This is a genomic window from Rhizobium sp. SL42 (assembly GCF_021729845.1).
In the GTDB taxonomy this organism is placed as follows: Bacteria; Pseudomonadota; Alphaproteobacteria; order Rhizobiales; family Rhizobiaceae; genus Allorhizobium.
The window spans coordinates 2,066,377-2,089,412 of the sequence record NZ_CP063397.1; the positions used below are offsets into that span (position 1 = coordinate 2,066,377).

Annotated in this window: 27 protein-coding genes; 12 read left to right on the top strand and 15 right to left on the bottom strand. The window is 60.8% G+C overall.

The annotated features are described in order from the left end of the window. Window positions 1-51: 51 nt before the first annotated feature. Window positions 52-1,122: a GGDEF domain-containing protein gene (locus IM739_RS09715; RefSeq protein ID WP_237367620.1), complete on the bottom strand. Its 1,071-nt coding sequence runs from the start codon at window positions 1,120-1,122 to the stop codon at window positions 52-54. 262 nt (window positions 1,123-1,384) lie between these two features. Here IM739_RS09715 and IM739_RS09720 point away from each other — a divergent pair, with 262 nt between their 5' ends. Together IM739_RS09720 and IM739_RS09725 are read left to right on the top strand one after the other, a co-directional pair. Next, window positions 1,385-1,684: a hypothetical protein gene (locus tag IM739_RS09720; protein ID WP_237367621.1), complete on the top strand. Its 300-nt coding sequence runs from the start codon at window positions 1,385-1,387 to the stop codon at window positions 1,682-1,684. Window positions 1,685-1,686: 2 nt separating this feature from the next. Then, the gene (locus IM739_RS09725; RefSeq protein ID WP_237367622.1) at window positions 1,687-3,276 is read left to right on the top strand and encodes a methyl-accepting chemotaxis protein; all 1,590 of its coding nucleotides are present in this window, start codon (window positions 1,687-1,689) and stop codon (window positions 3,274-3,276) included. Window positions 3,277-3,344: 68 nt separating this feature from the next. On the opposite strand, the gene IM739_RS09730 is transcribed toward IM739_RS09725, so the two are convergent. Further along, window positions 3,345-3,851: a DinB family protein gene (locus IM739_RS09730; RefSeq protein WP_237371027.1), complete on the bottom strand. Its 507-nt coding sequence runs from the start codon at window positions 3,849-3,851 to the stop codon at window positions 3,345-3,347. 144 nt (window positions 3,852-3,995) lie between these two features. Here IM739_RS09730 and IM739_RS09735 point away from each other — a divergent pair, with 144 nt between their 5' ends. Continuing rightward, a complete protein-coding gene (locus IM739_RS09735) occupies window positions 3,996-4,679 on the top strand; it encodes a glutathione S-transferase family protein (protein ID WP_237367623.1) in 684 nt (227 codons plus the stop codon). 140 nt (window positions 4,680-4,819) lie between these two features. After that, the gene (ndk, locus tag IM739_RS09740; protein ID WP_237367624.1) at window positions 4,820-5,242 is read left to right on the top strand and encodes a nucleoside-diphosphate kinase; all 423 of its coding nucleotides are present in this window, start codon (window positions 4,820-4,822) and stop codon (window positions 5,240-5,242) included. Window positions 5,243-5,336: 94 nt separating this feature from the next. On the opposite strand, the gene IM739_RS09745 is transcribed toward ndk, so the two are convergent. Both IM739_RS09745 and IM739_RS09750 read right to left on the bottom strand, forming a co-directional pair. Next, window positions 5,337-5,873 (bottom strand): hypothetical protein, encoded by a 537-nt coding sequence (locus IM739_RS09745; protein WP_237367625.1) that lies wholly within the window; start codon window positions 5,871-5,873, stop codon window positions 5,337-5,339. Next, the gene (locus IM739_RS09750) at window positions 5,870-6,418 is read right to left on the bottom strand and encodes a CGNR zinc finger domain-containing protein (protein WP_237367626.1); all 549 of its coding nucleotides are present in this window, start codon (window positions 6,416-6,418) and stop codon (window positions 5,870-5,872) included. The genes IM739_RS09745 and IM739_RS09750 overlap by 4 nt, the downstream gene beginning before the upstream one ends. 59 nt (window positions 6,419-6,477) lie before the next feature. Here IM739_RS09750 and IM739_RS09755 point away from each other — a divergent pair, with 59 nt between their 5' ends. Next, window positions 6,478-7,374, top strand: a complete 897-nt coding sequence (locus IM739_RS09755) for a branched-chain amino acid ABC transporter permease (protein ID WP_237367627.1) — start codon at window positions 6,478-6,480, stop codon at window positions 7,372-7,374. On the opposite strand, the gene IM739_RS09760 is transcribed toward IM739_RS09755, so the two are convergent. The 5 genes from IM739_RS09760 to IM739_RS09780 form a co-directional block, all read right to left on the bottom strand. Then, window positions 7,364-7,867, bottom strand: a complete 504-nt coding sequence (locus tag IM739_RS09760) for a molybdenum cofactor biosynthesis protein MoaE (RefSeq protein WP_237367628.1) — start codon at window positions 7,865-7,867, stop codon at window positions 7,364-7,366. The genes IM739_RS09755 and IM739_RS09760 overlap by 11 nt on opposite strands. 1 nt (window position 7,868) lies before the next feature. After that, window positions 7,869-8,123 carry a molybdopterin converting factor subunit 1 gene (gene moaD, locus IM739_RS09765; protein WP_237367629.1) on the bottom strand — a complete coding sequence of 85 codons (255 nt, stop codon included), beginning with the start codon at window positions 8,121-8,123 and terminating at the stop codon, window positions 7,869-7,871. A gap of 1 nt (window position 8,124) precedes the next feature. After that, the gene (pgsA, locus tag IM739_RS09770; protein ID WP_007608954.1) at window positions 8,125-8,706 is read right to left on the bottom strand and encodes a CDP-diacylglycerol--glycerol-3-phosphate 3-phosphatidyltransferase; all 582 of its coding nucleotides are present in this window, start codon (window positions 8,704-8,706) and stop codon (window positions 8,125-8,127) included. Between the two features lie 118 nt (window positions 8,707-8,824). Further along, on the bottom strand, window positions 8,825-10,852 hold the full coding sequence (gene uvrC, locus IM739_RS09775) for an excinuclease ABC subunit UvrC (RefSeq protein WP_237367630.1): 2,028 nt from the start codon (window positions 10,850-10,852) through the stop codon (window positions 8,825-8,827). Further along, window positions 10,849-11,616 carry an SDR family oxidoreductase gene (locus IM739_RS09780; RefSeq protein ID WP_237367631.1) on the bottom strand — a complete coding sequence of 256 codons (768 nt, stop codon included), beginning with the start codon at window positions 11,614-11,616 and terminating at the stop codon, window positions 10,849-10,851. The genes uvrC and IM739_RS09780 overlap by 4 nt, the downstream gene beginning before the upstream one ends. 367 nt (window positions 11,617-11,983) lie before the next feature. Here IM739_RS09780 and IM739_RS09785 point away from each other — a divergent pair, with 367 nt between their 5' ends. After that, window positions 11,984-12,646, top strand: a complete 663-nt coding sequence (locus IM739_RS09785; protein ID WP_442981038.1) for an outer membrane protein — start codon at window positions 11,984-11,986, stop codon at window positions 12,644-12,646. 69 nt (window positions 12,647-12,715) lie between these two features. Here the strand turns inward: IM739_RS09785 and IM739_RS09790 are convergent, their stop codons facing one another. From IM739_RS09790 to IM739_RS09800, 3 genes are read right to left on the bottom strand one after another with little or no spacing between them, the layout of a single operon-like run. Next, entirely contained in the window at window positions 12,716-13,312 is a 597-nt protein-coding gene (locus IM739_RS09790; RefSeq protein WP_237367632.1) for a glutathione S-transferase family protein, read from the bottom strand. A gap of 25 nt (window positions 13,313-13,337) precedes the next feature. Further along, window positions 13,338-14,105, bottom strand: coding sequence for a ribonuclease T2 (locus IM739_RS09795; protein WP_237367633.1), 768 nt, complete (start codon window positions 14,103-14,105; stop codon window positions 13,338-13,340). 26 nt (window positions 14,106-14,131) lie between these two features. Further along, entirely contained in the window at window positions 14,132-14,995 is an 864-nt protein-coding gene (locus IM739_RS09800; RefSeq protein ID WP_237367634.1) for a 23S rRNA (adenine(2030)-N(6))-methyltransferase RlmJ, read from the bottom strand. Window positions 14,996-15,070: 75 nt separating this feature from the next. Here IM739_RS09800 and IM739_RS09805 point away from each other — a divergent pair, with 75 nt between their 5' ends. Together IM739_RS09805 and IM739_RS09810 are read left to right on the top strand one after the other, a co-directional pair. Next, window positions 15,071-17,185 carry a molybdopterin-containing oxidoreductase family protein gene (locus IM739_RS09805; protein WP_237367635.1) on the top strand — a complete coding sequence of 705 codons (2,115 nt, stop codon included), beginning with the start codon at window positions 15,071-15,073 and terminating at the stop codon, window positions 17,183-17,185. 46 nt (window positions 17,186-17,231) lie between these two features. Beyond that, window positions 17,232-17,831: an NUDIX domain-containing protein gene (locus tag IM739_RS09810; protein WP_237367636.1), complete on the top strand. Its 600-nt coding sequence runs from the start codon at window positions 17,232-17,234 to the stop codon at window positions 17,829-17,831. A 17-nt stretch (window positions 17,832-17,848) separates the two neighbouring features. On the opposite strand, the gene IM739_RS09815 is transcribed toward IM739_RS09810, so the two are convergent. Continuing rightward, window positions 17,849-18,811 carry an omptin family outer membrane protease gene (locus tag IM739_RS09815; RefSeq protein ID WP_237367637.1) on the bottom strand — a complete coding sequence of 321 codons (963 nt, stop codon included), beginning with the start codon at window positions 18,809-18,811 and terminating at the stop codon, window positions 17,849-17,851. A 160-nt stretch (window positions 18,812-18,971) separates the two neighbouring features. On the opposite strand from IM739_RS09815, the gene blh reads away from it, so the two are divergent. From blh to IM739_RS24045, 4 genes are read left to right on the top strand one after another with little or no spacing between them, the layout of a single operon-like run. Then, complete coding sequence (gene blh, locus IM739_RS09820) at window positions 18,972-20,267, top strand: bifunctional sulfur transferase/dioxygenase Blh (protein ID WP_237367638.1); 1,296 nt, start codon at window positions 18,972-18,974, stop codon at window positions 20,265-20,267. Between the two features lie 29 nt (window positions 20,268-20,296). Further along, the gene (gene bigR / locus IM739_RS09825) at window positions 20,297-20,605 is read left to right on the top strand and encodes a sulfite-sensing transcriptional repressor BigR (RefSeq protein WP_237371029.1); all 309 of its coding nucleotides are present in this window, start codon (window positions 20,297-20,299) and stop codon (window positions 20,603-20,605) included. A gap of 30 nt (window positions 20,606-20,635) precedes the next feature. Next, window positions 20,636-21,028 carry a DUF6691 family protein gene (locus IM739_RS09830; protein WP_237367639.1) on the top strand — a complete coding sequence of 131 codons (393 nt, stop codon included), beginning with the start codon at window positions 20,636-20,638 and terminating at the stop codon, window positions 21,026-21,028. After that, window positions 21,025-21,159, top strand: a complete 135-nt coding sequence (locus IM739_RS24045) for a hypothetical protein (RefSeq protein WP_272911304.1) — start codon at window positions 21,025-21,027, stop codon at window positions 21,157-21,159. The genes IM739_RS09830 and IM739_RS24045 overlap by 4 nt, the downstream gene beginning before the upstream one ends. Before the next feature lie 3 nt (window positions 21,160-21,162). On the opposite strand, the gene purN is transcribed toward IM739_RS24045, so the two are convergent. Together purN and purM are read right to left on the bottom strand one after the other, a co-directional pair. Beyond that, window positions 21,163-21,819, bottom strand: coding sequence for a phosphoribosylglycinamide formyltransferase (gene purN, locus IM739_RS09835; RefSeq protein ID WP_237367640.1), 657 nt, complete (start codon window positions 21,817-21,819; stop codon window positions 21,163-21,165). After that, window positions 21,816-22,889, bottom strand: coding sequence for a phosphoribosylformylglycinamidine cyclo-ligase (gene purM / locus IM739_RS09840; RefSeq protein ID WP_237367641.1), 1,074 nt, complete (start codon window positions 22,887-22,889; stop codon window positions 21,816-21,818). Before purM ends, purN begins: the two co-directional genes overlap by 4 nt. Window positions 22,890-23,036 lie beyond the last annotated feature (147 nt).

Sequence of the window (23,036 nt, forward strand, 5' to 3'; positions counted from 1 at the left end):
GCGTTTTGGCCGATGTTTCGGCCAAAGGCAAGCGGGCCGGCAGATTGGCCGTCAGGCGACCCGTCGCCCTGCGGCACGATGACCGATGATCGGCTGGCGCGGATTGGCGCGTGCCATCTGCACCGCCGTCTCCGCCAGCCCCAGCAACTGCAAGCCGTCCTGGGTATCTGCGCTCAGGGCGTGGCCGATTGCCAGTGCGAGCCCGCCGGGGTCATTGCTGTTCTCCGTGGCGAAAACCAGGTTGTTTTCGGCCGCGCTGTAAAGCCGCTCGGCGATGACATGGGCGTCATCCGCGCTGACATCGGTGAACAGGAAGGCGAAGGTGCCGATCTCGATGCGCGCTGCATAGTCATGTTTCTTGATCGTCTTGCGGAAGATCGTTGCAAGCTTTTTGATCAGTTTGGTTGCGGCTTCTTCGCCATACTGGTGCTGAATTCCGGCAAGATCGGGAACCTCGATAAGGATCAGGGCAGCACCGGTACCCTCGACCCCATAGAGGCTTTCAAGCTGCTGCAGGAAGGCGACCCGGTTCGGCAGGCCGGTCAGACGGTCACGCAGTGCAAGTCCCTTGGCGGCGCGTGCCGCCCGGTCTGCCTGCGCCAGTATGGCGATGCCACTAGCAATCTCGCTTACCAGCAAGGTTTCCGCCTGCACCATTTGGGTTGCGACCGAGGTCAACAGGTCGAGCTCGCTCAACAATTGCTCGACACCCTGGTTCATGTCTTCCTGGATCGCTTGCGTGACGGTTTCTACAGACCGGGCAAAACTGCGCTTCTGCGACAGGCCGAGCGTGATCTGGTCCTTGATCCGCGACAGGGTCGTCAACGCTTCGGCGTGAAGACGTTCCGTCTGCAGGCCGCAGTGGGCGGCAAGCCTGTGCTTGAGGCCCAGTTGATCGAGACTGTTTTGGCTGGGTTGGGCACCGAGCGCTGCAAGCTCGCGTGCGAGCTCGGGGTTTTGTCCGTTAAACGCTTCGTGCACCAAATCGAAATTGCGCGGCAGGCCGGCAATGCCATGACGTGCCATGAAGGATGCGATCTTCGCCAATGGATCACCCGCCGCTCCACTGGAACGCGTATGCCCCTGCTGGTGTGCCGCTTCCATGATCTGCCCGTCCCCCATCAAAAGATCCTCTGCCTGCATGAGGCCTACCGGATTCCCCTTTGTGAAATGGTTAAACGCGGCCAGGACCCGGAAAACGCGGTTAACCCAATCTTTTTACTGCTTACGGTTGCGTCGGTTTGGCTAAATATCAGTCATTCGTGTTATCTTTAAATAAAAATTAGCCAACTGATGGCTAAGCTGATGCTCATAGGAATTTCAACATCCGATGCCCTGGCCGCGCGTTGCCGAAGCACAGTGCCGGAAAGGAAAACGGTCAGACGTGCTTTCGGCCAGACTAGCGATCACCAGCTATTTCACCTTCGCCTCGATCCTTCTCATCGGCGTCATCGCGCGCCCGACGGGACCGTTTGTCGTCGTCGTGACCAATCCGGCAGACAATGCCGTTGGCAATATGGCGGCGGTAACGGGAGCGGGCGGTCGGTTTGTCTGGTCGGGTCGATACTCCTGGATATCGGTAGCGCAATCGGATGCCCCGGATTTCGCCTCGCGCTTGTTCAAGGCGGGCGCAATCTTGGTTCTCAATCATGACTTGGCAGTGGGTTGCCTTGAGGGACAATAGAAATGAAAGAGTTGCAGAAACTTCGTCAGATCGCATCGGTCGGCATATTCGCGCTGCTGTGGGTAAACTTTGCCCTGATCGCGCTTCGCAATCTTTTACGCCCGGAAGGTCCGGACTGGGTTGCGGTGGTCGCCACCCTTTTGGTTCTGGCACCCGCGACGCTCGCCTGGCTGCAAGACCGCACCGGGCCATCGACCCGCATACTGACGTCGATCGCTCACGCGGCAACGGTGGCGATGCTGGTCTATGACTTCTCCGGTTCGCCGCTGCAGGTCGACATCCACATGTACTTCTTCGCAAGCCTTGCGATCTGTGCCGCCTGGATCGATTGGCGCGCGATTGTCGGTTATGCGGCGTTGGTGGCGGTACACCACGTCATGCTGTTCCTCGCCATGCCATTGGCCGTCTTTCCCGGTGAATCGGAATTCTCCCGTGTCGTTCTGCATGCGGTTGTCCTCGTCCTGCAGAGCGGTGTCCTGATCGCGCTGACCTCGGCAGTGGTTCGCGCCTTCGTCGCATCCGACAAGGCTGTCGAGGCCGCCACGGCCGCTCAGAATCAAGCGACCAGCATGGCGGATCATGCACGCCGCGCCGATGCCGCGGCCGAAGCGGAGCGTGTGCAGCGCGAGGCCGACAAAGCACGTGAAGCCGAGGCTGTGCAACTGGTCGTGTCGGAGCTGGCAACTGCACTGGCCCGCCTGTCCGGCGGGGATCTGTCCTGTCGGATCGACACGGCGTTCCCCGGCAAGCTGGACGAGTTGCGCACCTCCTTCAACGGCTCCGTGGAAAACCTCGAATCCGTTGTTGGCCAGGTCGGCCAGGTTGCGCAGGTCATCCGCAATGGCACTAGCCAGATCGGTCAGGCTAACCACGACCTCTCGTCGCGCAGCGAGCGCCAGGCCGCTTCGATCGAGGAAACCGCAAGCGCGCTTTCCGGCGTGTCGACGACGGTCAAGCAGACGGCGCAGGTCGCCGAAGCCGTTGGTCGCATGGTTGAACAGGCGCGCAGCGGCGCCGAGCGTTCCGGCTCGATTGTCACCGATGCGGTGTCCGCGATGAGCCAGATCGAGCAGTCGTCACAGTCGATCTCCAACATCATCGGCGTGATCGACGAGATTGCCTTCCAGACCAACCTGCTGGCGCTCAATGCCGGCGTCGAGGCTGCCCGTGCCGGCGAGGCCGGCAAGGGCTTTGCCGTCGTCGCCCAGGAGGTCCGCGAACTGGCCCAGCGTTCGGCCACGGCAGCAAAGGAGATCAAGACCCTGATCAACGCCTCCGGCGACCAGGTTCGAGCCGGTGTCGCCCTCGTCGATCAGGCCGGTGATGCGTTGAGCAATATCTCCAAGGAGGTCAACGCGATCAGCACCGAGATCGTCAAGATCGTCGCGGCGGCCCGTGACCAGGCCGTTGGCCTGAGCGAAATCGATGCAGCGATCGGCCATATCGACCGCAACACTCAGCAGAATGCGGCCATGGTCGAGGAATCCTCTGCCGCAATCCAGCAACTGGTTCATGAGACGCAAACGCTGGAAGGATTGATGGGGCGCTTCTCCAGCGCCGCCATGCGGCCGCAGACCCGCCGAGCCGCTTGATCCTTTCCCGCCAAAACGTGACGAATAAGAGCCGTGGGGTCTGACCTGATCCCGCGGCTTTTCTATCGTCAGAGGAAGGAAAGCCCGGCGCTACGGACGAAATAGATCATGTCCAGGCTGAGACTTGGCTTGCCAAGAACCGTCAGGCACATATGCGCCTGCCCCCTGTGATGGGTCTGGTGGTTGAAGAAATGCGCAACCGCGGGCCCCAGCTTGTGCGAGACGGGTTCCGGCTTGGTGATCGGGCTGTAGTGAAATGTCGCCGCAAGCGCTTCGGCCGTGAGGCTCTCGGCAAAGGCCGTGATGCGGGCATCTTCCTCGCGTCGCGCCGCCCAAAGATCCGCAAACGTGTCAGCGGCACGGGCGTCGAGCGATGTCGGGTGCGGGCCGTGCCCGGTAAAACGGTGCAGCCAGACCCTGTCGGCGGTCACGAGATGGTTGAGAGTGCCGAAGAGGGAGCGGAAAAAGGCGCCGGTGTCCCTGTGCAACTCTTCCTCGTTCAATCCAGCGGCAGCCTCGTAGAGCAACATATTGGCCCAGGCATTGTAGGCGGCGAACATGCGATAGTGATCCATCTTGTGCCTCGTCAAGTTCTCATGCTTTGCCGCATGGTAGCCGAACATTGCCCTTGTCGGTGTGATCGCACCCATGAAATTTCCTGATTTGATTTTGTCGTCCTGTTCGGTTTGTCTACGCCTGATCTCAATTTGGAGTAGACCATGGTTCGCACCCTCTATTCGCTCTGTGGCGCCGATGCAGCACGGCCATTTTCGCCCCATTGCTGGAAGATTGTCATGGCCCTGCGCCACAAGGGCCTTGATTTCGAGGAGAGGCCGCTGCCGTTCACGGCGATCCCCAAAGTCGAAGACGGCTTTTCGAAGACCGTTCCCGTCCTGCGCGACGGCCAGGAACTGATCTCCGACAGTTTCCGGATCGCACTCTATCTGGAAGAGGCCTATCCCGATCAGCCGAGCCTGTTTGGCGGTGAGGGTGGAAAGGCATCGGCTCGTCTCATTGAGGGGTATTGCCAGACGCTGGTGCATCCAGTGATTACCCGCATTGCCCTGTCGGACATCCATTCCATGCTTGCTCCGGATGATCAGGCGTATTTCCGATCCAGCCGCGAAGCACGATTGGGCAAGACGCTCGAGGAGATCAGGGCCAGCCGCGACGAGGCGATCGCGCTGCTGCCGGAACGCCTGCTGCCCATGCGCCATATGCTCGGTTTCCAGCCTTTCGTCGGCGGCGAGACGCCGCTGTTTGCCGACTACATCCTGTTCGGTGCGTTGCAATGGCTCCGTCTGACCAGCGGATCGCTGCATCTCCCGGCGGATGACCCGGTGGCGCAATGGTTCGAGCGCTGCCTCGACCTCTACGAGGGCGCCGCCCGCGCGATTGCTTGAAGAGACGGCGTCGCAATGGTCTTATCCGCGCGCTCGCGAATGTGACGGAGCTGTGAAATTCGCAGATCCCCCTTGTTTTCGTGATTCGGGGCGGTTAGATACCGCCCACTTTCCCGATGACACAAACAAGGATGAGACTGATGGCGATTGAACGCACCTTCTCGATGATCAAGCCGGACGCAACCAAGCGCAACCTCACGGGCGCTATCACCAAGATGATCGAGGATGCCGGTCTGCGCGTCATCGCGTCGAAGCGCGTCTGGATGAGCACCCGCGAAGCTGAAGGATTCTACGCAGTTCACAAGGAACGTCCGTTCTTCGGCGAACTGGTTGAAGGCATGACGTCTGGCCCGACCATCGTTCAGGTTCTCGAAGGCGAGAACGCCATCCTGAAGAACCGCGAAATCATGGGCGCCACCAACCCGGCGAACGCTGACGAAGGCACGATCCGCAAGACTCACGCTCTGTCGATCGGCGAAAACTCGGTTCACGGCTCCGACGCTCCGGAAACCGCTGCTCAGGAAATCAAGTACTGGTTCTCCGACACCGAGATCGTCGGCTGAATCATGTCCTGAGGCTCACGCCTTAGAGACCTGATTGCATTGATCAAACCGGAGCGGCAACGCTCCGGTTTTTTGTTGTTCCGCTATCGGAACCTCACCCCTTTGACGCCGTCTCCGGACAGCCGGTTTCTGCTGCATAGTCGGTCGATCCGTCGGCTTTGAATACATCCGGATTCGGCGTGTAGAGCGGCCCGACGACCAGAGGCTTTGCCGGCAATACGCTCTGGTCGAGCGTCGAGGCTATGCTTGTGTCTATCTGCTGGATCAGCCGGTTCTGGCCATCGAGTATGCGGATCGTCACCGCATAGGGCCTGTCCTTGACGACGCAATGCACTGGTGGGCTGTCTAGTGAGATCTTGTCCCAGAAAGGGAAGATCTTTGTCCGGGTGGTGATCGGCGCGCCGCCGGCCGGATTTTCAAAGATTGTCTCGGCAAGGCTGCCTTCCGGCAGAGGCGCATTGCGGGCGAGGGTCACTAGGTAGCTGGCTTGGGCTATGCGGTAGTTGAAGACGAACACCCGGCCGGTCAGGGTCAACGGTTCCGCCTCGGTTTCGCGCTGACAACTCGCAAGCAGGGCGAGACCGCCGAACAGCAGAGCCAGCCACATCGTCCTCGCGCGAGACGTCCTCATGGCGATGCATCCTTCTTGCGGTGATAGTGGCGGTTCGCCTTGGCGCGGTTGCCGCAGACCGCCATGTCGCACCAGTAGCGGCTTCTGTTCTTGCTGCGATCGAGGAAAAGCCAGCCGCAATTGCCGCAGATCTTCATCCGCTCCGCAGCAGGTTCGCCCAGAAGTCTAAGTGCCGACCGGGCCGTAGCGCATTCAAGGCTGTCCTCTGATGGCGCAAGCCGCAAGGCTCTGGCGATCACCTCGAGCAGATCGGCGAGTGCGTCCCGTGTGTCATGGCCGGCCGTGCGGCCACGGAAATAACAGTCGATCGTCTCGCGCAATTGCAGGAAGGTTTCCAGGTTTTCGGCATCGACCGGCTGCAAAGGGTCAAACAGCAACCGTTCCGCCGAGAGTTCCGACGCTGCTTGCGCAAATCCGTCCCGTTGAGCGGCAATCGCGAACCTGTCGCGGCTGCGTTCGGGTTCATGCCGCAGGATTACGCTATTGGCGACATCTAGCGCCAATGCACCCCCGGTAAAACGATGTGCGGTCCATCTGAAATCCATTACGGCATTATAACTGGTAAAACATGAAATGACAGTTATAAATGTCGCGAGGGGATGTCATGGGCTATCTGTTGCAGCAATTGTCGAATGCGGTGCCGGTGGCGGCCCTCTATGCCTGCCTCGCCTTTGGTTATGCGCTTGGCTTCGGCATGACCAGGCGGGCCGACATCACCTTTGGTGCGCTGTTTGCCTTTGCCGGGCAGGTCGGGCTGTTGTTCGTCGAATTCGGCTGGAATCGCTTCAATCTCGTCTTGCCGGCCGCGTTATGTCTCGGCGCCGTGGCTGGTCTTGCCTACGCCGTGTTGGCCGGCTGGACGATTGCCCGTCATGTCATGCGGCCTCTCCACGATCATGCACGCAATGCCGTCTTGGTTGCCGCTTTGGCGGTTGTGATCATCCTGTCCGAAACCGCGCGGCTGGCCGCCGATACGCGCAGCCTCTGGCTGCCGCCGATCGGCAGCCAGCGCGTGATCCTCGCCGAGATCGATGGGTTTTCCGTCAGCCTGACCGTCATGCAACTGGTACATGTTTGCGTGCTGTTGTTGGTGATTGCCGTCGGTCAGTCGCTGCTCACTCGGTCCCGTCTCGGTCGGCAGTGGCACGCCGTCAGCGAGGATCCGTTGGCCGCCAGGCTTTGCGGCGTCGATGCCGGAGCGGTCTTCGTCCTGTCGCTGGTGGCAGCAAGCCTGGTTGCCGCAATCGCGGGCCTCTCGACGACGGCGCTTTACGGCACGATGGATTTCGGCGCCGGCATGATCTTCGGCCTGAAAGTCGTGCTGATCGCTGCGGCCGGCGGCCATTCGGTGCCGCTACGCTCGGCATTGGGTGCAGCGGTCGTCGGTGTCGCCGAAACGCTGTGGGGCGGGTATGGGCCGATGGTATGGCGCGATGCCGTCGTGATCACGGTTCTGGTGGCGATCCTGATTGTCAGTCGCCGCGAGCGCGTTATTCCGTGACGTCCGAAACACCCGAAATGCTGGTCCAGCGGTCGCGGGCCGTGTCGTCGGCATCTCGCGCGGCAACCCAGTCGCCGCTCATTCCGTCCTTGCCATGTTCCTTCTTCCAGAAAGGCGCGGATGTTTTGAGGAAGTCCATGACGAAGTTGGCGCCGTCGAATGCGGCCTGCCGGTGCGTCGCTGCGGCAATCACCAGCACGATCTGTTCGCCCGCCTCGATAAGTCCATGCCGATGGATGGCCGTGAGGCCGAGCAAGGAGAAGCGCTCGATCGCCAATGAGCCGATCCGTAGCATTTCCGCCTCGGCCATGCCGGGATAGTGTTCAAGCTCCAGCGCCTGCAGGCTTCCCGCTTCATCGCGGCAGAGCCCGACAAACGAAACCAGGGCGCCGATATCGTGTCGGCCCTGCGCTAGCTTGCTGCTTTCCACAGCCGCATCGAAATCCTCAAGCTGAACGCGGATGACCGGTTCGACGGGCTCAAGGGCGGTCATCTCAGCCGCCTGTCATCGGCGGAAACAGGCCGATCTCACGCGCGCCGGCAATCCTCTCGTCATGCTCGACATGTTCCTGATTGATCGCGACGCGGATCGCCTTCGGGAACTGCAGGGCGGATTCGTAGCCTTCGCCAAGCGTTGCCAGATGCGCGATCAGGTCACCGGCCGTGACGACGGAGGCGGGAAGGTCGAGCTCTTCCTCACCCTTGCCGATCCGTTCGCGCACCCAGGCGAAATAGACGAGCTTGACCATTTCAATCGACCATATGCTTGGCGCCGGCGCGGAAGTAGTCGTAGCCGGTGTAGATTGTCAGGATCGCCGCGATCCACAGGAGCGTGATGCCGAGTTCTGTCGTGTAGGGCAGGATCTTGTCGCCGGCCGGGCCTGCCAGCAGGAAGGCAAGCGCCACCATCTGCGCGGCCGTCTTCCATTTCGCGATCCGTGTGACCGGAACACTGACCTTGAGCGCGGCCAGATATTCCCGCAGACCCGAAACGAGGATCTCGCGGCAAAGGATGGTGATCGCGGCCCAGAGCGACCAGCCGGCAATCGTGCCGTCAGCCGCCATCAGCAGCAGGATCGAGGCGATCAGCAGCTTGTCGGCAATCGGGTCGAGCATGCGGCCGATATTCGACGTCTGGTTCCAGATGCGGGCGAGATAGCCGTCAAGATAGTCGGTGAAAGACGCGACGACGAAAAGCCCGAGGCTTGTCCAGCGGGCAAAATCGGAGCTTTCCAGCCGTCCCTCGATGAAAAAGCAGACGACGATCAGCGGCACGGCCAGAATGCGGGCGTAGGTGAGGAGATTGGGTATATTGTATGCGCGCGATGCCATGATGCCCTGACTTTTGAAAGAGATGCGACGCCTAGATGACGGGTTTGCGGGTAAACCGTCAACTCAAGAATTCTGATTCCTTTTTACCATTTTCTGCGGCCAAATTGCGCTGTGTCGGTCACTCGACGGCGCTTTCGTGAAAATGATTGTAGATGAGGCGCGCGACGGCCTCGGAAATGCCGTCGACCGCCATGAGGTCGCCGATTGCGGCGCGCGAGACGGCTTTGGCCGTGCCGAAATGCTGCAGCAGCGCGCGCTTGCGTGTCGGACCGATGCCGGAAATCTCATCCAGCGGATTTTTCACCATTTCCTTCTTGCGGCGCGCCCGATGTGTCCCGATCGCAAAACGGTGCGCCTCGTCGCGCATGCGCTGGACGAAATAGAGCACCGGGTCGCGCGGCGGCAGGGTGAAGTCCGGTTTGCCGGCGACGAAGAACCGCTCGCGGCCCGCGTCACGGTCAACGCCCTTGGCGACGCCGATCGCAATCACGCTGTCGGTGATGTCGAGATCTTCAAGAATCTTGCGCACCGCGCTCATCTGCCCCTGGCCACCGTCGATCAGGATGACGTCCGGCCAGGCGGGGAAGGGCGCATCCGCGCTGTCGTCCGGAGCGACAGTGCGGTCCGGCTTTCCCTCTTCCTTCAGCAGGCGGGAGAAACGCCGTGTCATCACCTCGCGCATCATGCCGAAATCGTCCCCGGGCGTGATGTCGGTCGATTTGATGTTGAATTTGCGATACTGGCCCTTCACGAAACCCTCGGCCCCGGCGACCACCATGCCGCCCACGGCATTGGTTCCCATGATGTGCGAGTTGTCGTAGATCTCGATGCGGCGCGGCACATAGGGCAGCGCGAAGGTCTCGGACAGGCCTTGCAGCAGGCGTGATTGTGAGGCTGTCTCGGCAAGCTTGCGACCATGCGCCTCGCGGGCGTTGGCGAGCACGTGATCGACCAGATCCTTCTTTTCGCCGCGTTGCGGGACCAGCACATTGACCTTGTGCCCGGCCTTTTCAGACAGGGCGAGAGCCAGCAAATCCTGTTCGTCAATCCCCTCCGACAGGAGGATCTGCCGGGGACAGGGTTTGTCGTCGTAGAACTGTGCCAGAAAGGCACTCAGCACTTCCGCGCCGGTCAATTGCGGATCGGCCTTGGGGAAGTAGGCACGGTTGCCCCAGTTCTGCCCTGTGCGGAAAAAGAACACCTGGATGCAGGTCAGGCCACCCTCGTGATGAATGGCGAAGATATCGGCTTCCTCGACGCCGGCCGGATTGATGCCCTGATGGCTCTGCACATGCGACAGGCCGGCGAGGCGATCGCGAAACACGGCGGCCCGCTCAAAATCGAGATCTTCAGCTGCCTCGTTCATCGAACGAGCCATGGCTTCCTTGACGTTCTGGCTTTTGCCGGACAGGAAATCCTTGGCCTCCGAGACCAGTTCCGCGTAACCCGCGTCATCAATCTCGTGGGTGCATGGACCCGAACAGCGCTTGATCTGATAGAGCAGGCAGGGCCGCGTCCGGCTTTCGAACACGCTGTCGGTACAGGTGCGCAGCAGAAAGGCGCGCTGCAGCGAATTGATCGTGCGGCCGACTGCTGTGGCCGAGGCAAACGGGCCGAAATAATCGCCTTTGCGGGCGCGGGCGCCGCGGTGCTTGTAGATAGCCGGCGCCCGGCTGTCGCCGGTGATCAGGATATAGGGGAAACTCTTGTCGTCGCGCAGAAGCACGTTGTAGCGCGGCCGAAGCCGCTTGATCAGATTGGCCTCCAGAAGCAGCGCCTCGACCTCGGTCCGGGTCGTGACGAATTCCATATGCGTGGTTTCGCGCACCATGCGCGTCAGGCGGTTTGAATGCAGGCGTCCCTGGGCATAGTTGCTGACCCGTTTCTTCAGGCTGCGCGCCTTGCCGACGTAGAGAACGTCACCCGCGCTGTTCATCATCCGATAGACGCCGGGGCTGTTGGGCAATTGTTTGACAAATTCCGCGATCAGATCGGCGCCGGTAAGGTCGGTCGCGTTGAGGTCGCCTTCGTTCCAGTCGATGCTGAGCGGCAGGCGAGCCGAATCATTCTCGACGATGGCGTCATCGTCGTCGTCTTCGGTTCCGTCATAGAGAACACCGCCATCAGGCAGCTTTCCTCCGGTCATTCAACAATCTCCACGCCCGTCGATCCCGGCCAGATCAGATGCTGTCCCCCATCCAGGGCAATCATTTGGCCGGTGATCGAAGGCGTGTCAAAAAGAAAGCGGATGGTGCGGCCGAATTCCTCAAGAGAGGGGCCGCGCTTCAGCGGCAGGCTGTCGATCTGCGCCTCGAAGTCTTCCTGACGCTGCCGGTCCGAAATCAAAGTCGGCCCCGGGCCGATTGCGTTGACCCGGATTCGCGGCGCGAAGGCCTGCGCCATGGTTTGCGTTGCCGTCCATAGAGTGGATTTCGACAGCGTATAGGAAAAGAAGGTGGGCTTCAGCGCCAGCACGCGCTGGTCGATGATGTTGACGATGAGGCCAGGCAGCGCCGCAGGCAGGGCCTTCGCAAATGCGGCCGCCAGGATGGCTGGCGCCCGGACATGCAGGTCGAAATGCTTTGCGAATCGCTCGGCATCGAATTCATCCGCATTGTCCTCCTCGAACACCGAGGCATTGTTGACCAGCAGCCCGATCGGGCCGATTTCAGCCTCCGCCCGGGAGATCAGCGATGCGGTCTCCGCAATATCGGTAAGGTCCGCCTTCAGCGCCGTAACTCGATGTCCGTCGGCCCGCATCGCTGCCGCCAGTGCCGCGCATTCGTCGATCGATGTGTTTGCATGCAGGGCGATGGCAAAACCATGACGTGCAAGGTCCTCGGCAATCACACGACCAAGTCTTTTGGCGGATCCGGTCACGAGGGCGGCTTTGGGTATGCTCGGCTGCATTCGGTTTAACCTTGGTAATCAATGTGCTGCGCTGCATATATGGCGGCGATTGAAAAATTGAACAGGGGACGAGAAATTGTTCTCTGCGATTTGCAGCAAATTATACTTCGAGAAGCATAAATATAAATTTGGATAAACTTCATTTTCCTGTGTAAAGAGTTTATTAAGGTTAACAAATATCCTGTTGCGCCGAAGCAACATCCAAATTTCGTCATGCGGTTGCCACAAACAATTCACATTTCGGCTCTTTCAATTCCTCATTTGGCGTCCATTTGTTCAGTCGGAACGGGCAGGGAATACCCAAGATATCGTTCAGGCCGCCGTTGGTTATTAGTAAGTGCGGTCGAGAACCGAAAGGAGACTATTTATGCGTACCTTCAAGATGATGCTCATTGCGTCTGCAACCACTCTCGTCGCATTTCAGGCTGTCCAGGCCGCTGACGCGATCGACCAGATCCCGGAAGCACCGGCTGCGACGGAAAGCTACTCTGCTCCTGCCGGCAGCTGGTCTGGCGCATACATCGGTGGCGCAGCCACCTATGACTTCGGCAAGTTCACCGGTTCGAACGACGGTCGTGACGCCAAGGGCCTCGGCGGCTCGGTTTACGGCGGCTACAACATGCAGAACGGCCAGATCGTATACGGCGCTGAAGCCGACCTCGGCTACAGCGGTGAAGACGGCAGCGCCGGCACTGCGGCAAACGGTGCGGCTCTGACCGGCACCCAGGGCGTCAACGGCTCGCTCCGTGGCCGCGTCGGTTACGACATGAACCCCTTCCTGCTCTATGGCACGGCCGGTCTGGCTGTTGCCAACCATGAGATGGAAGACGGTGCTTCTAACGACGAACGCATTGCAGCCGGTTACACGGTTGGTGCCGGTGTTGAAGCCATGGTCACCAACAACATCACCGCTCGCGTCGAATACCGCTACTCGGACTACCAGAAGCGCGATTTCGAACTCAGCTCTGGCACCGTGTCCAAGGGCTTCGACGACCACTCCGTCAAGGTTGGTATGGGCGTCAAGTTCTGATCCACTCGATCAGCAATCTTCGAAAAAGCCGGGGTTTCACCCCGGCTTTTTTGTTGTCTTCTATCTGGTTCACGCTTTCGGACGCAGCGCTGGATAGGCCTCGAACTGCTTGGCAAACCGGGCCGGCCATTCGGTCAGCGCCGTGCGGCCGCCTTCCCATTCTCCCGGGAAGCGCAGCATCAGGTAGCCGAGCAGGGAAGCCAGTGCAAAATGGCCGCCATGCAGTTTCTTGCCGATCTTCGGCAGGTGCGCATCCAGATAGTCCAGACTGCGATTGACCTTTTCCCATTGGCGATCCATTGCCGCCTGGCTCACCAGTTCCGGTGGCCGGAAACGCTTCTCGTAGACGATCGCCAGCAGGCAGTCGTTGATGCCGTCGGCAAGGGCCTCAAGCACTTCCGCCTCCGTGCGCTTCTTGTCCTTCTTCGGGTAGAGCGCCTTGCCGCCGACGCGGTGCAGGTAGTGCATGATGGCGCGGCTATCATATATGGCATCCCCGTCGTCGGTGATCAGCGCCGGAATCTTGCCGAGCGGATTGGTTTCCACCAGTTCCGGCGGGTTTTCGGCAGTATTGACCCGAACCTCCTCGATCGCGATGCCGAGATGGCGGGCCGCCATCCGGACTTTCGACGAATAAGGCGAGGTTGGCGAGAAGAGCAGCTTCATCGGCGTTTCCAGTCTCTGTTGGTTTTCATTGCGGTAAGGGCGGTATTGTCAACTCTGAGCGCCGGCAGGCCCGTGCGTCGACTTCAGGGCAGGCACGAAACTCGAGCGACTTGCTGAAACAGATGCGGACTTCGTCCAGCCTTTGGTTATCACAGGTTACGGCCACTGCCGAGCGCGACAGTCCGGGATTGTCCGCCATGAACGCGTCTTCCAGGGCTTGCGGCGACGTGCGGGTTTGATGGCGCGTGCCGCGAAGCACATCCGGGATCCGGACGTTGTCATAGGCCTGCCGCAGCACCGAAAAATAATCCGCCATGTCCAGCCCGGAGCATGTGCCATGCTTGCGCCATTCATGACCGATCAGCCCCATACCCGGCATGACGTCGATCACCTGGCGTCCAAGGCTTCGGGGCACTTGCTGTGGTTGGTCGGTCGGGCAGCTTTCGGGAAAGCCGCGCTCATATTGTGGCCATAGCCCGTGCACGATCAGGCCGAAGCGCTTGTCCTGCCCGCATTGTTCGCGGTTGCGACTGGCGCCATTGGATTGACAGAAGGTCGGCGACCACGACAATGACAGGACATAGAAGTCGAAGCCGGTGCCTTGCGGCACCTTGGCGTCGGTGCCCACTCGTGGCTTGACCGACTTCGGTTCCGAAGGCGCCGCAACGGGCTTTTGCACACTGACGACGGCGTCCGTTGTGCTGTCGGCCGGGCCGTATTCCCCAGCAAGGCCGTACACCAGGGCCGCGATCGTCATGGCGCCCAGCGCAAGAAATCCGGCATGGAAACGCATGGTGTAAGACCCCTTCGGTCGCGGTCTCAGTCTTCGCCGCGCAGCCAGAAGCAACGATGCGACGCGTATCGATCCTGCGCCATCAGGCGCTTCAGCTCCGGAAGGGCCGCATGCAGCTCGTCCTTCAGCGTGAAGGGCGGGTTGACGATGATCAACCCGGTGCCGGAAAGCCCGGTCTGGTCGCGGTCGCTCTTGATTGCAAGCTCGGCGCAAAGCATTTTCGGGATCTCCAGCGCCTTCAAGGCGTCATGGAAGGCGATGATCGGTGCGCCCTTCTTGATCGGGTACCACAGGCAATAGACGCCGCTGGCGAACCGGCGATGTGCCTTGGCCAGTCCCTCGACCAGCCGCTCGTATTCGCCTTCGATTTCAAACGGCGGATCGATCAGCACGATGCCGCGCTTTTCCTTCGGCGGCAGATGGGCGCCGAGCGTCAGCCAGCCGTCGAGTTCGGTCACGCGAACCTGATAGTCGCCCTCGAACAGGCGGGCCAGCGCGCGCGAATCGTCGGGATGCAGTTCCATCGCCGAAAGCCGGTCCTGTGGACGGAAGAGATCACGTGATAGCTTTGGCGAACCGGGATAAAATGTCAGCGGTCCATTTGGCGCGCGGTCGGGATTGAGCGCCCGCACCACGTCTAGATAGGGCTGCATGATTTCGGCAACCTTGGCCGGCAGCTCCGCATCGATGACCTTTGCGATACCGTCCAGCCATTCGCCGGTCTTCTGCGCCTCTTCCGAGGAAAGGTCGTAGAGCCCGATCCCGGCATGGGTGTCCAGCACCCGGAAAGCCTTGTCCTTTTGCTGCAAATAGACGATCAGCCGAGACAGTACGAGATGCTTCAAGACATCGGCGAAATTGCCCGCGTGATAGATGTGGCGATAATTCATGAACGGTTCCGATGGCTTTGATGATTTGTGCGAATGGGGCTTTTGAGCTCTCACGCCATGCCCTATAAAAATGGCATGAATATCCAGAGCCCCATCCGCAATCGTTCCGTTGGTCATACGGCCTGTCCGCATGACTGTCCATCCACCTGTGCGCTCGATGTCGATCTGACGCCGGACGGCCGGATTGGCCGCGTTCGCGGTGCCGCGGAAAACAGCTACACGGCCGGCGTCATCTGCGCCAAGGTCGCCCGCTATGCCGAGCGCCTCTATCATCCCGACCGTTTGATGAAGCCGGTTCGCCGGGCCGGCGCCAAGGGAGCGGGACAGTGGCAGGACGTGACCTGGGAAACGGCGCTCGACGAGATTGCCGATGCTTTCGTCAAGGCTGAGCAGAAGCACGGCAGCGAGGCCGTCTGGCCGTATTTCTATGCCGGCACGATGGGACTGGTGCAACGCGATTCGATCGAACGGCTGCGTCATGCCAAGCGCTACTCCGGCTTCTTCGGCAGCATCTGCACCAACCTGGCCTGGACCGGCTATGTGATGGGAACGGGAACGCTGCGCGGGCCCGATCCCCGCGAGATGGCCGTGTCGGATTGTGTGGTGATCTGGGGCACCAATGCGGTTGCGACCCAGGTCAACGTGATGACCCATGCGATCAAGGCCCGCAAGGATCGCGGCGCGAAGATCGTCGTTATCGATGTCTACGAAAACCCGACGATGAAGCAGGCCGACATGGCGCTGATCGTCAGGCCGGGCACCGACGCGGCACTTGCCTGCGCCGCCATGCACATCGCCTTCCGCGACGGCTATGCCGACCGGGCCTATATGGCGAAGTTCGCCGATGATCCGGCGGGCCTCGAAGCGCACTTGAAGGACAAGACGCCGGAATGGGCCGCGGCCATCACCGGCCTGACGGTTGCGGAGATCGAAGCCTTCGCCAGCCATGTCGGCCAGACGAGGAAGACCTACTTCCGCCTCGGCTATGGTTTCACCCGCAGCCGCAACGGTGCCGTTTCCATGCATGCGGCGCTTTCGCTCGCCACGGTCCTGGGCTCCTGGCAGCATGAAGGCGGCGGGGCATTCCACTCCAACAGCGATATATTCAAGCTGAACAAGGCGGATCTCATGGGCACGGCCATGGTCGATCCCGATATCCGCATGCTCGACCAGTCGCAGATCGGCCGCGTGCTGACGGGCGACGCCGAGGCGCTACGCCATCGCGGCCCCGTCACCGCCATGATCATCCAGAACACCAACCCGATCAACGTTGCGCCCGAACAGCGCTTGGTGAAGCGGGGCTTCCTGCGCGACGACCTGTTCGTTGCCGTGCACGAGCAATTCATGACCGAGACGGCGGAGCTTGCCGATATCGTGCTGCCGGCGACCATGTTCGTCGAGCATGACGACATCTATCGCGGCGGCGGCCAGAGCCATATCCTGCTCGGACCGAAGCTGGTCGATGCGCCGGATAACGTGCGCACCAATCTCTTCGTCATCGAGGAACTGGCAAGGCGCCTCGGAGTGGCTGACCGCCCAGGCTTCGGTCTGACCGAACGCGAGCATATCGAGCATATGCTGCAAGTCAGTGGCAAGCCCGACTTTGATACGCTGGCCGAGGAAAAATGGCTCGATTGCCAGCCGGCCTTCGAGGACGCGCACTATCTCAAAGGTTTTGCCCACCCGGACGGCAAGTTCCGCTTCAGGCCGGACTGGGAAGGTACGCCGGCGCCGAACAAGCCGCCGGCCGTCCTCGGTTCGTTTGGACCGGTCAAGGCGCTGCCGGTTTTCCCGGACCAGGTCGACCTGATCGAACTTGCCGATGCGGAGCATCCTTTCCGGCTGGCGACATCGCCTGCGCGCAACTTCCTCAACTCCACCTTTGCCGAGACCAAGACCTCGCGCGACAAGGAAGGCCGCCCTGAAGTCATGGTCAGCCCTGCCGATGCCGTGGCTCTGGCGATAAATGACGGTGACGTCGTCCGGATCGGCAACGGCCGCGGTGAGCTGCGCATCCACGCCAAGGTTACCGAGGCGGTCAAGGCCGGCGTTCTGGTCGCCGAAGGCCTGTGGCCGAACAAGTCGCACCTCGACGGCGAGGGCATCAATGTCCTGACCGGTGCCGATGCTGCCGCTCCCCATGGTGGCGCGGCCTTTCACGACAACAAGGTCTGGCTCCGCACCGTTTAGGAATCCGGGCGCCACCGCCGAACATTGATAGGCACGACATCTCATCATGAGCATTTTTGACAAGAGCAGCATTTCCATCGTCGAGGACAAGACGCTGTGGAAGGGCTGGAGCCACCTGCGCCGCGTCACCTTCGATTTCTTCCGCGAAGGTCGAAAGCCGCATCGTCACGAATGGGAAGTCTTCGATCGGTTTGAGGCCGCGGGCATTCTGCTGCACAATATCGAGACGAATACCGTGACGCTTGTGCGGCAGTTGCGGATTCCCGCCCATCTGATGGGTGATCATCCTTTCCTGCTTGAGGTTCCAGCCGGTTTCATCGACGATGGCGAGACGGCGGAGGAAGCGGCCATCCGCGAGGCCTATGAGGAAACCGGCTACAGGGTCGCATCGGTTCGAAAGGCATTCGCGCCTTATATGTCGCCTGGATCGGTGACGGAGAAGCTGCACGGCTTTTACGCCACGGTCGTGGATGCGGATCGCGTTGCAGAGGGTGGTGGACTTGTCGAGGAGAAGGAAGACCTGGAAGTGGTAGAACTGCCGTTCGACAAGGCGCTGGCGATGATCGCTCGCGGCGAGATTGTCGATGCGAAAACGATCATGTTGCTGCAATGGGCGGCCCTGCAATCAGCGAAGGGCGCCAGCTGAAGCAATCGTGCACGTTTTCAGAACCGGCCCTTGAGGCCCATCGATACCGACATCACCTGGTAGTCGGCGCCGGCAGTGTCGGCAAAGATCGCCTGAAGGCTGGTCGGCGTATGAACCACGCGCGTGTCGCCTTTCCCTTCGAACATTTTGTCGAAGCTGCCAGACAGATAGATCGATGCCATCGGCAGGAACCGATAGTCGACTGAGGCGGTTGCCCCGACCATCGGAGCTATCTTGACCTCGTCAAAAAAGCGCAGATCGCGCATCCAGTGGTCATCGACACCGTCAAAGCCAAAGGCAACGCCGCCGCGCATGCTGCCGGAGACGCTGAACGCGCCGACCGTCTGCTCTGCGCTCGCACTCAGATAGGCGACCGGTATCTTCTGGCGATAGCTAATACCCTTTTCATCGGGGTCGAACGTGCCGGTGGTATCGTAGAGCGAACTGGTGCTGGAGCTGTAGATATAGCTGCCACCATAGGCTTTCCATTTGACGTCGGTATAGCCGGCGCCGCCGCCAAGTGCGATGCGGGTTGAGCCGTTGTCGACAAGCGCGCGATCCGCCTCAATCGTCACGTTGACATAGTGGTCGAGCTTTGTGTCCGGATGCAGCGACTGATGGGTCCAGTCGTCGTTCGAATAGTCCATCCAGTCGCGGTCTTCCATCTCGCCATTGCCGCCGAAGCCGACATCGATGCGACCCTTCATACGCCAATTGTAGCCAAGCTCGATCTCGGTGCCGAGAGTGCCGACCTTCACGCCCTTGCTCTCCCAATCGAGCTGGCTAAGCTTGTGGTCGCCATCATAGACGTATTCGCCGGCTTTGATGTTGGCGATGCCAAGACCGGCCTGAAACGAGACCGCGCCGTCAGACGACGTGTAAAGCCGCTCCTGCGCAGCGGCCGCCACCGGCATTGCCAGCAGGAGAGTGGGCAACAGGGCAGTTGTCAAAGTTGGCCGGAAACGGGTCGCATATATCATCACTGAATCCCGAACGAAGAAGACAGTTTCAGGTTGTACGATCTTGGTTAATCTTTGCTTTACGCGTGCATGATGTTGAGGGAAGCCGGAAGCCGATTGACTTGAAGGCGCAACCAATAACAGTATGCATTTTAATATATTGATCATTGGGGATATTTCTATGTTCGCCACACGTATCAATGACCGACTTTGCATTGCCGCCCAGCCTTCTGTTGCAGAGATCGAGCGCTTGGGGGAGGCGGGCTTTTCGGCGCTCGTCAATCTCCGCCCGGAAGGCGAGGAAGGCGCAATCGGCACGCGGGCCGAAAAGGACGCAGCCGCGGAGGCCGGACTATCCTACATTTTCATGCCGCTGACCTTGGCGGGACTGACCGACGCCGATGTCGATGCATTTCGCGCAGAGGCAACCGCGCCGGGCAAGGGACCCGTGGTTGCGCATTGCCGCACCGGCCATCGTGCGCTAGCGCTCTATGCCATCATCGAGGTCCTGGACGGTCGCATGACGCGGGACCAGGTTCTGGCCCTCGGCGACCGCCACGGCATGGACCTGACTGCCGTCATCGCCTTTCTCGATCGGCGTGCCGCCCGCCGCCCGCAGGTCAAGGGCTTCTTTGATCCGCGCACCTGGAGCGTTCAGTATGTCGTCTCCGATCCCGAGACCGGCAAATGCGCCATCATCGATCCGGTGCTGGATTTCGACGAGAAATCTGGACAGACCTCGACCGACAATGCCGACCGTATTCTGGCCTATGTCGAAAGACATGGGCTGTCGGTCGAGTGGATCCTCGATACCCATCCGCATGCCGATCATTTGTCCGCCGCACATTATCTGAAGTCGAAGACAGGTGCGCAGACCTCAATCGGTGATCATGTGGTGGAGGTGCAGGCTCTGTGGAAGGACATCTACAACTGGCCGGAACTGCGCACCGATGGTTCCTATTGGGACCGCCTGTTCAAGCCGGGCGAACATTTCAAGCTTGGTTCGATCGACGCAAAAGTGATGTTTTCGCCGGGGCATACCCTGGCTTCGATCACCTATGTCATTGGTGACGCCGCCTTTGTGCATGATACGATCTTCATGCCCGACAGCGGTACGGCCCGCACCGATTTTCCCGGCGGCAGCGCCCAGGCCCTCTGGAACTCGATCCAGGATATCCTTGCATTGCCGGACGAGACCCGTGTCTTCACCGGTCATGACTACCAGCCGGGCGGCCGCCATCCCCGCTGGGAAAGCACGGTTGGAGAGCAGAAGCTGACAAATACGCATCTCGCCGGGATCAGCGAGCAGGCCTTCATCGATCTCAGGCAGGCGCGCGACCGCACTCTGGCGATGCCGAAGCTGATCCTGCATGCCTTGCAGGTCAATGTGCGCGGTGGCCGGTTGCCTGAACCCGAAAGCAATGGTCGGCGATATCTGAAGATCCCGCTGGATGCATTGACGGGAGCCAAGTGGTGAACGTGCTGGAATTCCGACATCGCACGACGATGAGCCCTGATCTCATGGAAACACGGGCAGCAAACGTCGCAAGCCACCTGAAGACGCTGGCACATCCCGTCCGCCTGATGCTGGTGTGCACGCTGGCGCAGGGCGAATATGCGGTTGGGGAACTGGAGGAGAGGCTTGATGTCCATCAGCCAACCCTGTCCCAGCAACTCACCGTCCTGCGCGATGCGGGAATTGTCGAGACCCGCCGGGAGGGCAAGCAGATCTTCTACCGTCTGGTCGAGGCAAAAACCGCCAAGCTTGTAGCGGCCCTGTACGCCATCTTCTGCGCAGAGGACATGCCCGCCTGAGGCCCACAGATCACGCAATACCTGCAATCGTTGACCGCCGCCGCGCTGATCGGTTTTTCCGCCATCCTGCCGCTCGTCCTGAATGGCCGCATTGCCGGTATCAGTGGCATAGTCGGACGGCTGGCCCAAGGTTATAGCCGCGAGACAAAGGCGGTCGTCGCCTTGGCTGCCATGCTGCTTGTGAAGAGGATGGCGCGTCCGCTCCTGGCAGGATGCTTCCATATTCCGAAGCAGACGAAGATAGATCTGCCGCTTTTGCGTGGCTCGGTGATCTTCGGCTTGGGCTGGGGGCTTGGCGGTCTGTGTCCGGGGCTGGTGGTTGCCGCCCCGCCGATGGGTTGTTGGGCCATCGTCCTTTTTGGCGTCTCCGTGCCGGCCGGCATGATCACGCATGATCGCTGTGCTGCCGGTCAACTCTCGTGACAGGCACGCTTCTCCCCGCCATTGGCTCCGGTAGCGTCGTCGGTTTCTCGCTTGGATTTCTGGGCGGCGGCGATTCGATCCTTGCCACCTATACGATCTACCGCAGTCTCCGCGCGGTATGGACTGTCTGAACGTCAGGCGCTGATCAGTTGTGCCGCCGGGTCGCCGAGATAGGTTTGGCGTTCGACTTTGCCATCGGCGAGCATGCGGATCTTGCCTTCGGCCACCAGGCGCAGGGCCAGCGGATAGCTCGAATGCTCGACGGTGAGTACGCGTGCGGCAAGATCTTCGGCCGTGTCGCCGGGCAGGATCGGTACGACCGACTGGGCAATGACCGGACCTTCGTCCATGCCCTCGGTGACGAAATGCACGGTACACCCGGCGACCATGACACCGGCGTCGAGCGCGCGTTGATGGGTGTGAAGACCGGGAAACAGCGGCAGGAGGGACGGGTGGATGTTGAGGATCCGGCCCTCGTAACGCTGGATGAATTCGCCCGACAGCAGACGCATATAGCCCGCCAGACAGACAAAGTCCGGTGAGGCAGCGTCGAGGGCAGCCAGAATGGCCGCCTCATGCTCAGCCTTGCTTGTATAGTCCTTGCGCTCGAAAACATGTGTGGCGATGCCAAGTGCCTGCGCCTTGGCAATCCCCCCGGCAGTCGGCTTGTCCGAGAACACCGCAACGATCTCGGCCGGAAAACCGGCCGTCTCGCAGGCTCTTGCAAGCGCCAGCATGTTCGATCCGCTGCCGGAGATGAAGACAGCGATGCGCTTGCGGGTTTGGCTCATAGGGCGAGCGTGCCCTTGTAGATCGTGCCATGCGCGCCGTCTTCACGCGCGACCATGCGGCCGAGGCGGGCAACGGTTTCGCCTTCTGCCTGAAGCGCTGATGTCACCGCGTCGGCGTTTTCCGCCGAAACGACGACGATCATGCCGATGCCGCAGTTGAACGTGCGCAGCATTTCGTTCTGCGCAACGCCGCCGGTCTTGGCCAGCCAGGAGAACACGGCCGGAACCTCTATCGACGACAGGTCGATCTCGGCTGCCAGATGCTTCGGCAAGACGCGCGGAATATTTTCCGGGAAGCCACCGCCGGTGATATGGGCGAGCGCCTTCAGAGCCCTTGTTTCCTTGATCGCCTTCAAGAGCGGCTTGACATAGATGCGGGTCGGCGCAAGCAGGGCAGCGCCCAGGGTCTTGTCGGCAGCAAACGGGGCAGGGGCGTCCCAGCCAAGCCCGGACAACTCGACGATCTTGCGCACCAGCGAGAAGCCGTTGGAATGCACGCCCGACGACGACAGGCCGAGGATCACGTCGCCTTCGGCGATATCGCCGGCCGGCAGAAGTTCGCCGCGCTCGGCCGCACCGACGGCAAAGCCTGCCAGATCATAGTCGCCATGCGAATACATGCCCGGCATTTCAGCGGTCTCGCCGCCAATCAGCGCGCAGCCTGCCTCGCGGCAGCCGGCCGCGATGCCCTGAACGATTGCTGCCCCCTGATCCGGGTCGAGCTTGCCGGTGGCGTAGTAGTCGAGGAACAGCAGCGGTTCGGCACCCTGAACCACGAGATCGTTGACGCACATGGCCACCAGGTCGATGCCGACCGTGTCATGAATATTCGCATCGATGGCGATCTTCAGCTTGGTGCCGACGCCGTCGTTGGCGGCCACCAGGATCGGGTCGTTGAAGCCGGCGGCCTTCAGGTCGAACAGGCCGCCGAAGCCGCCGATTTCGCCATCGGCACCCGGACGGCGCGTCGAACGCACGGCCGGCTTGATCTTCTCGACCATCAGGTTTCCAGCGTCGATGTCGACGCCTGCATCGCTGTAGGTCAAACCGTTCTTGCCAGCCTGGCTCATCCGTGCCTCCGATCCTAAGAGAGTTTGGCTGGCCATTGCATGAAGAGCCCCCAGATGCAAGTCGCGAGGAGAATTAGGCCCCGATTTCCTGTCAAATCTGGTGCCGGCGCACAAGATCCGGCCCTCGGGAGGTCACATTTGTGACCG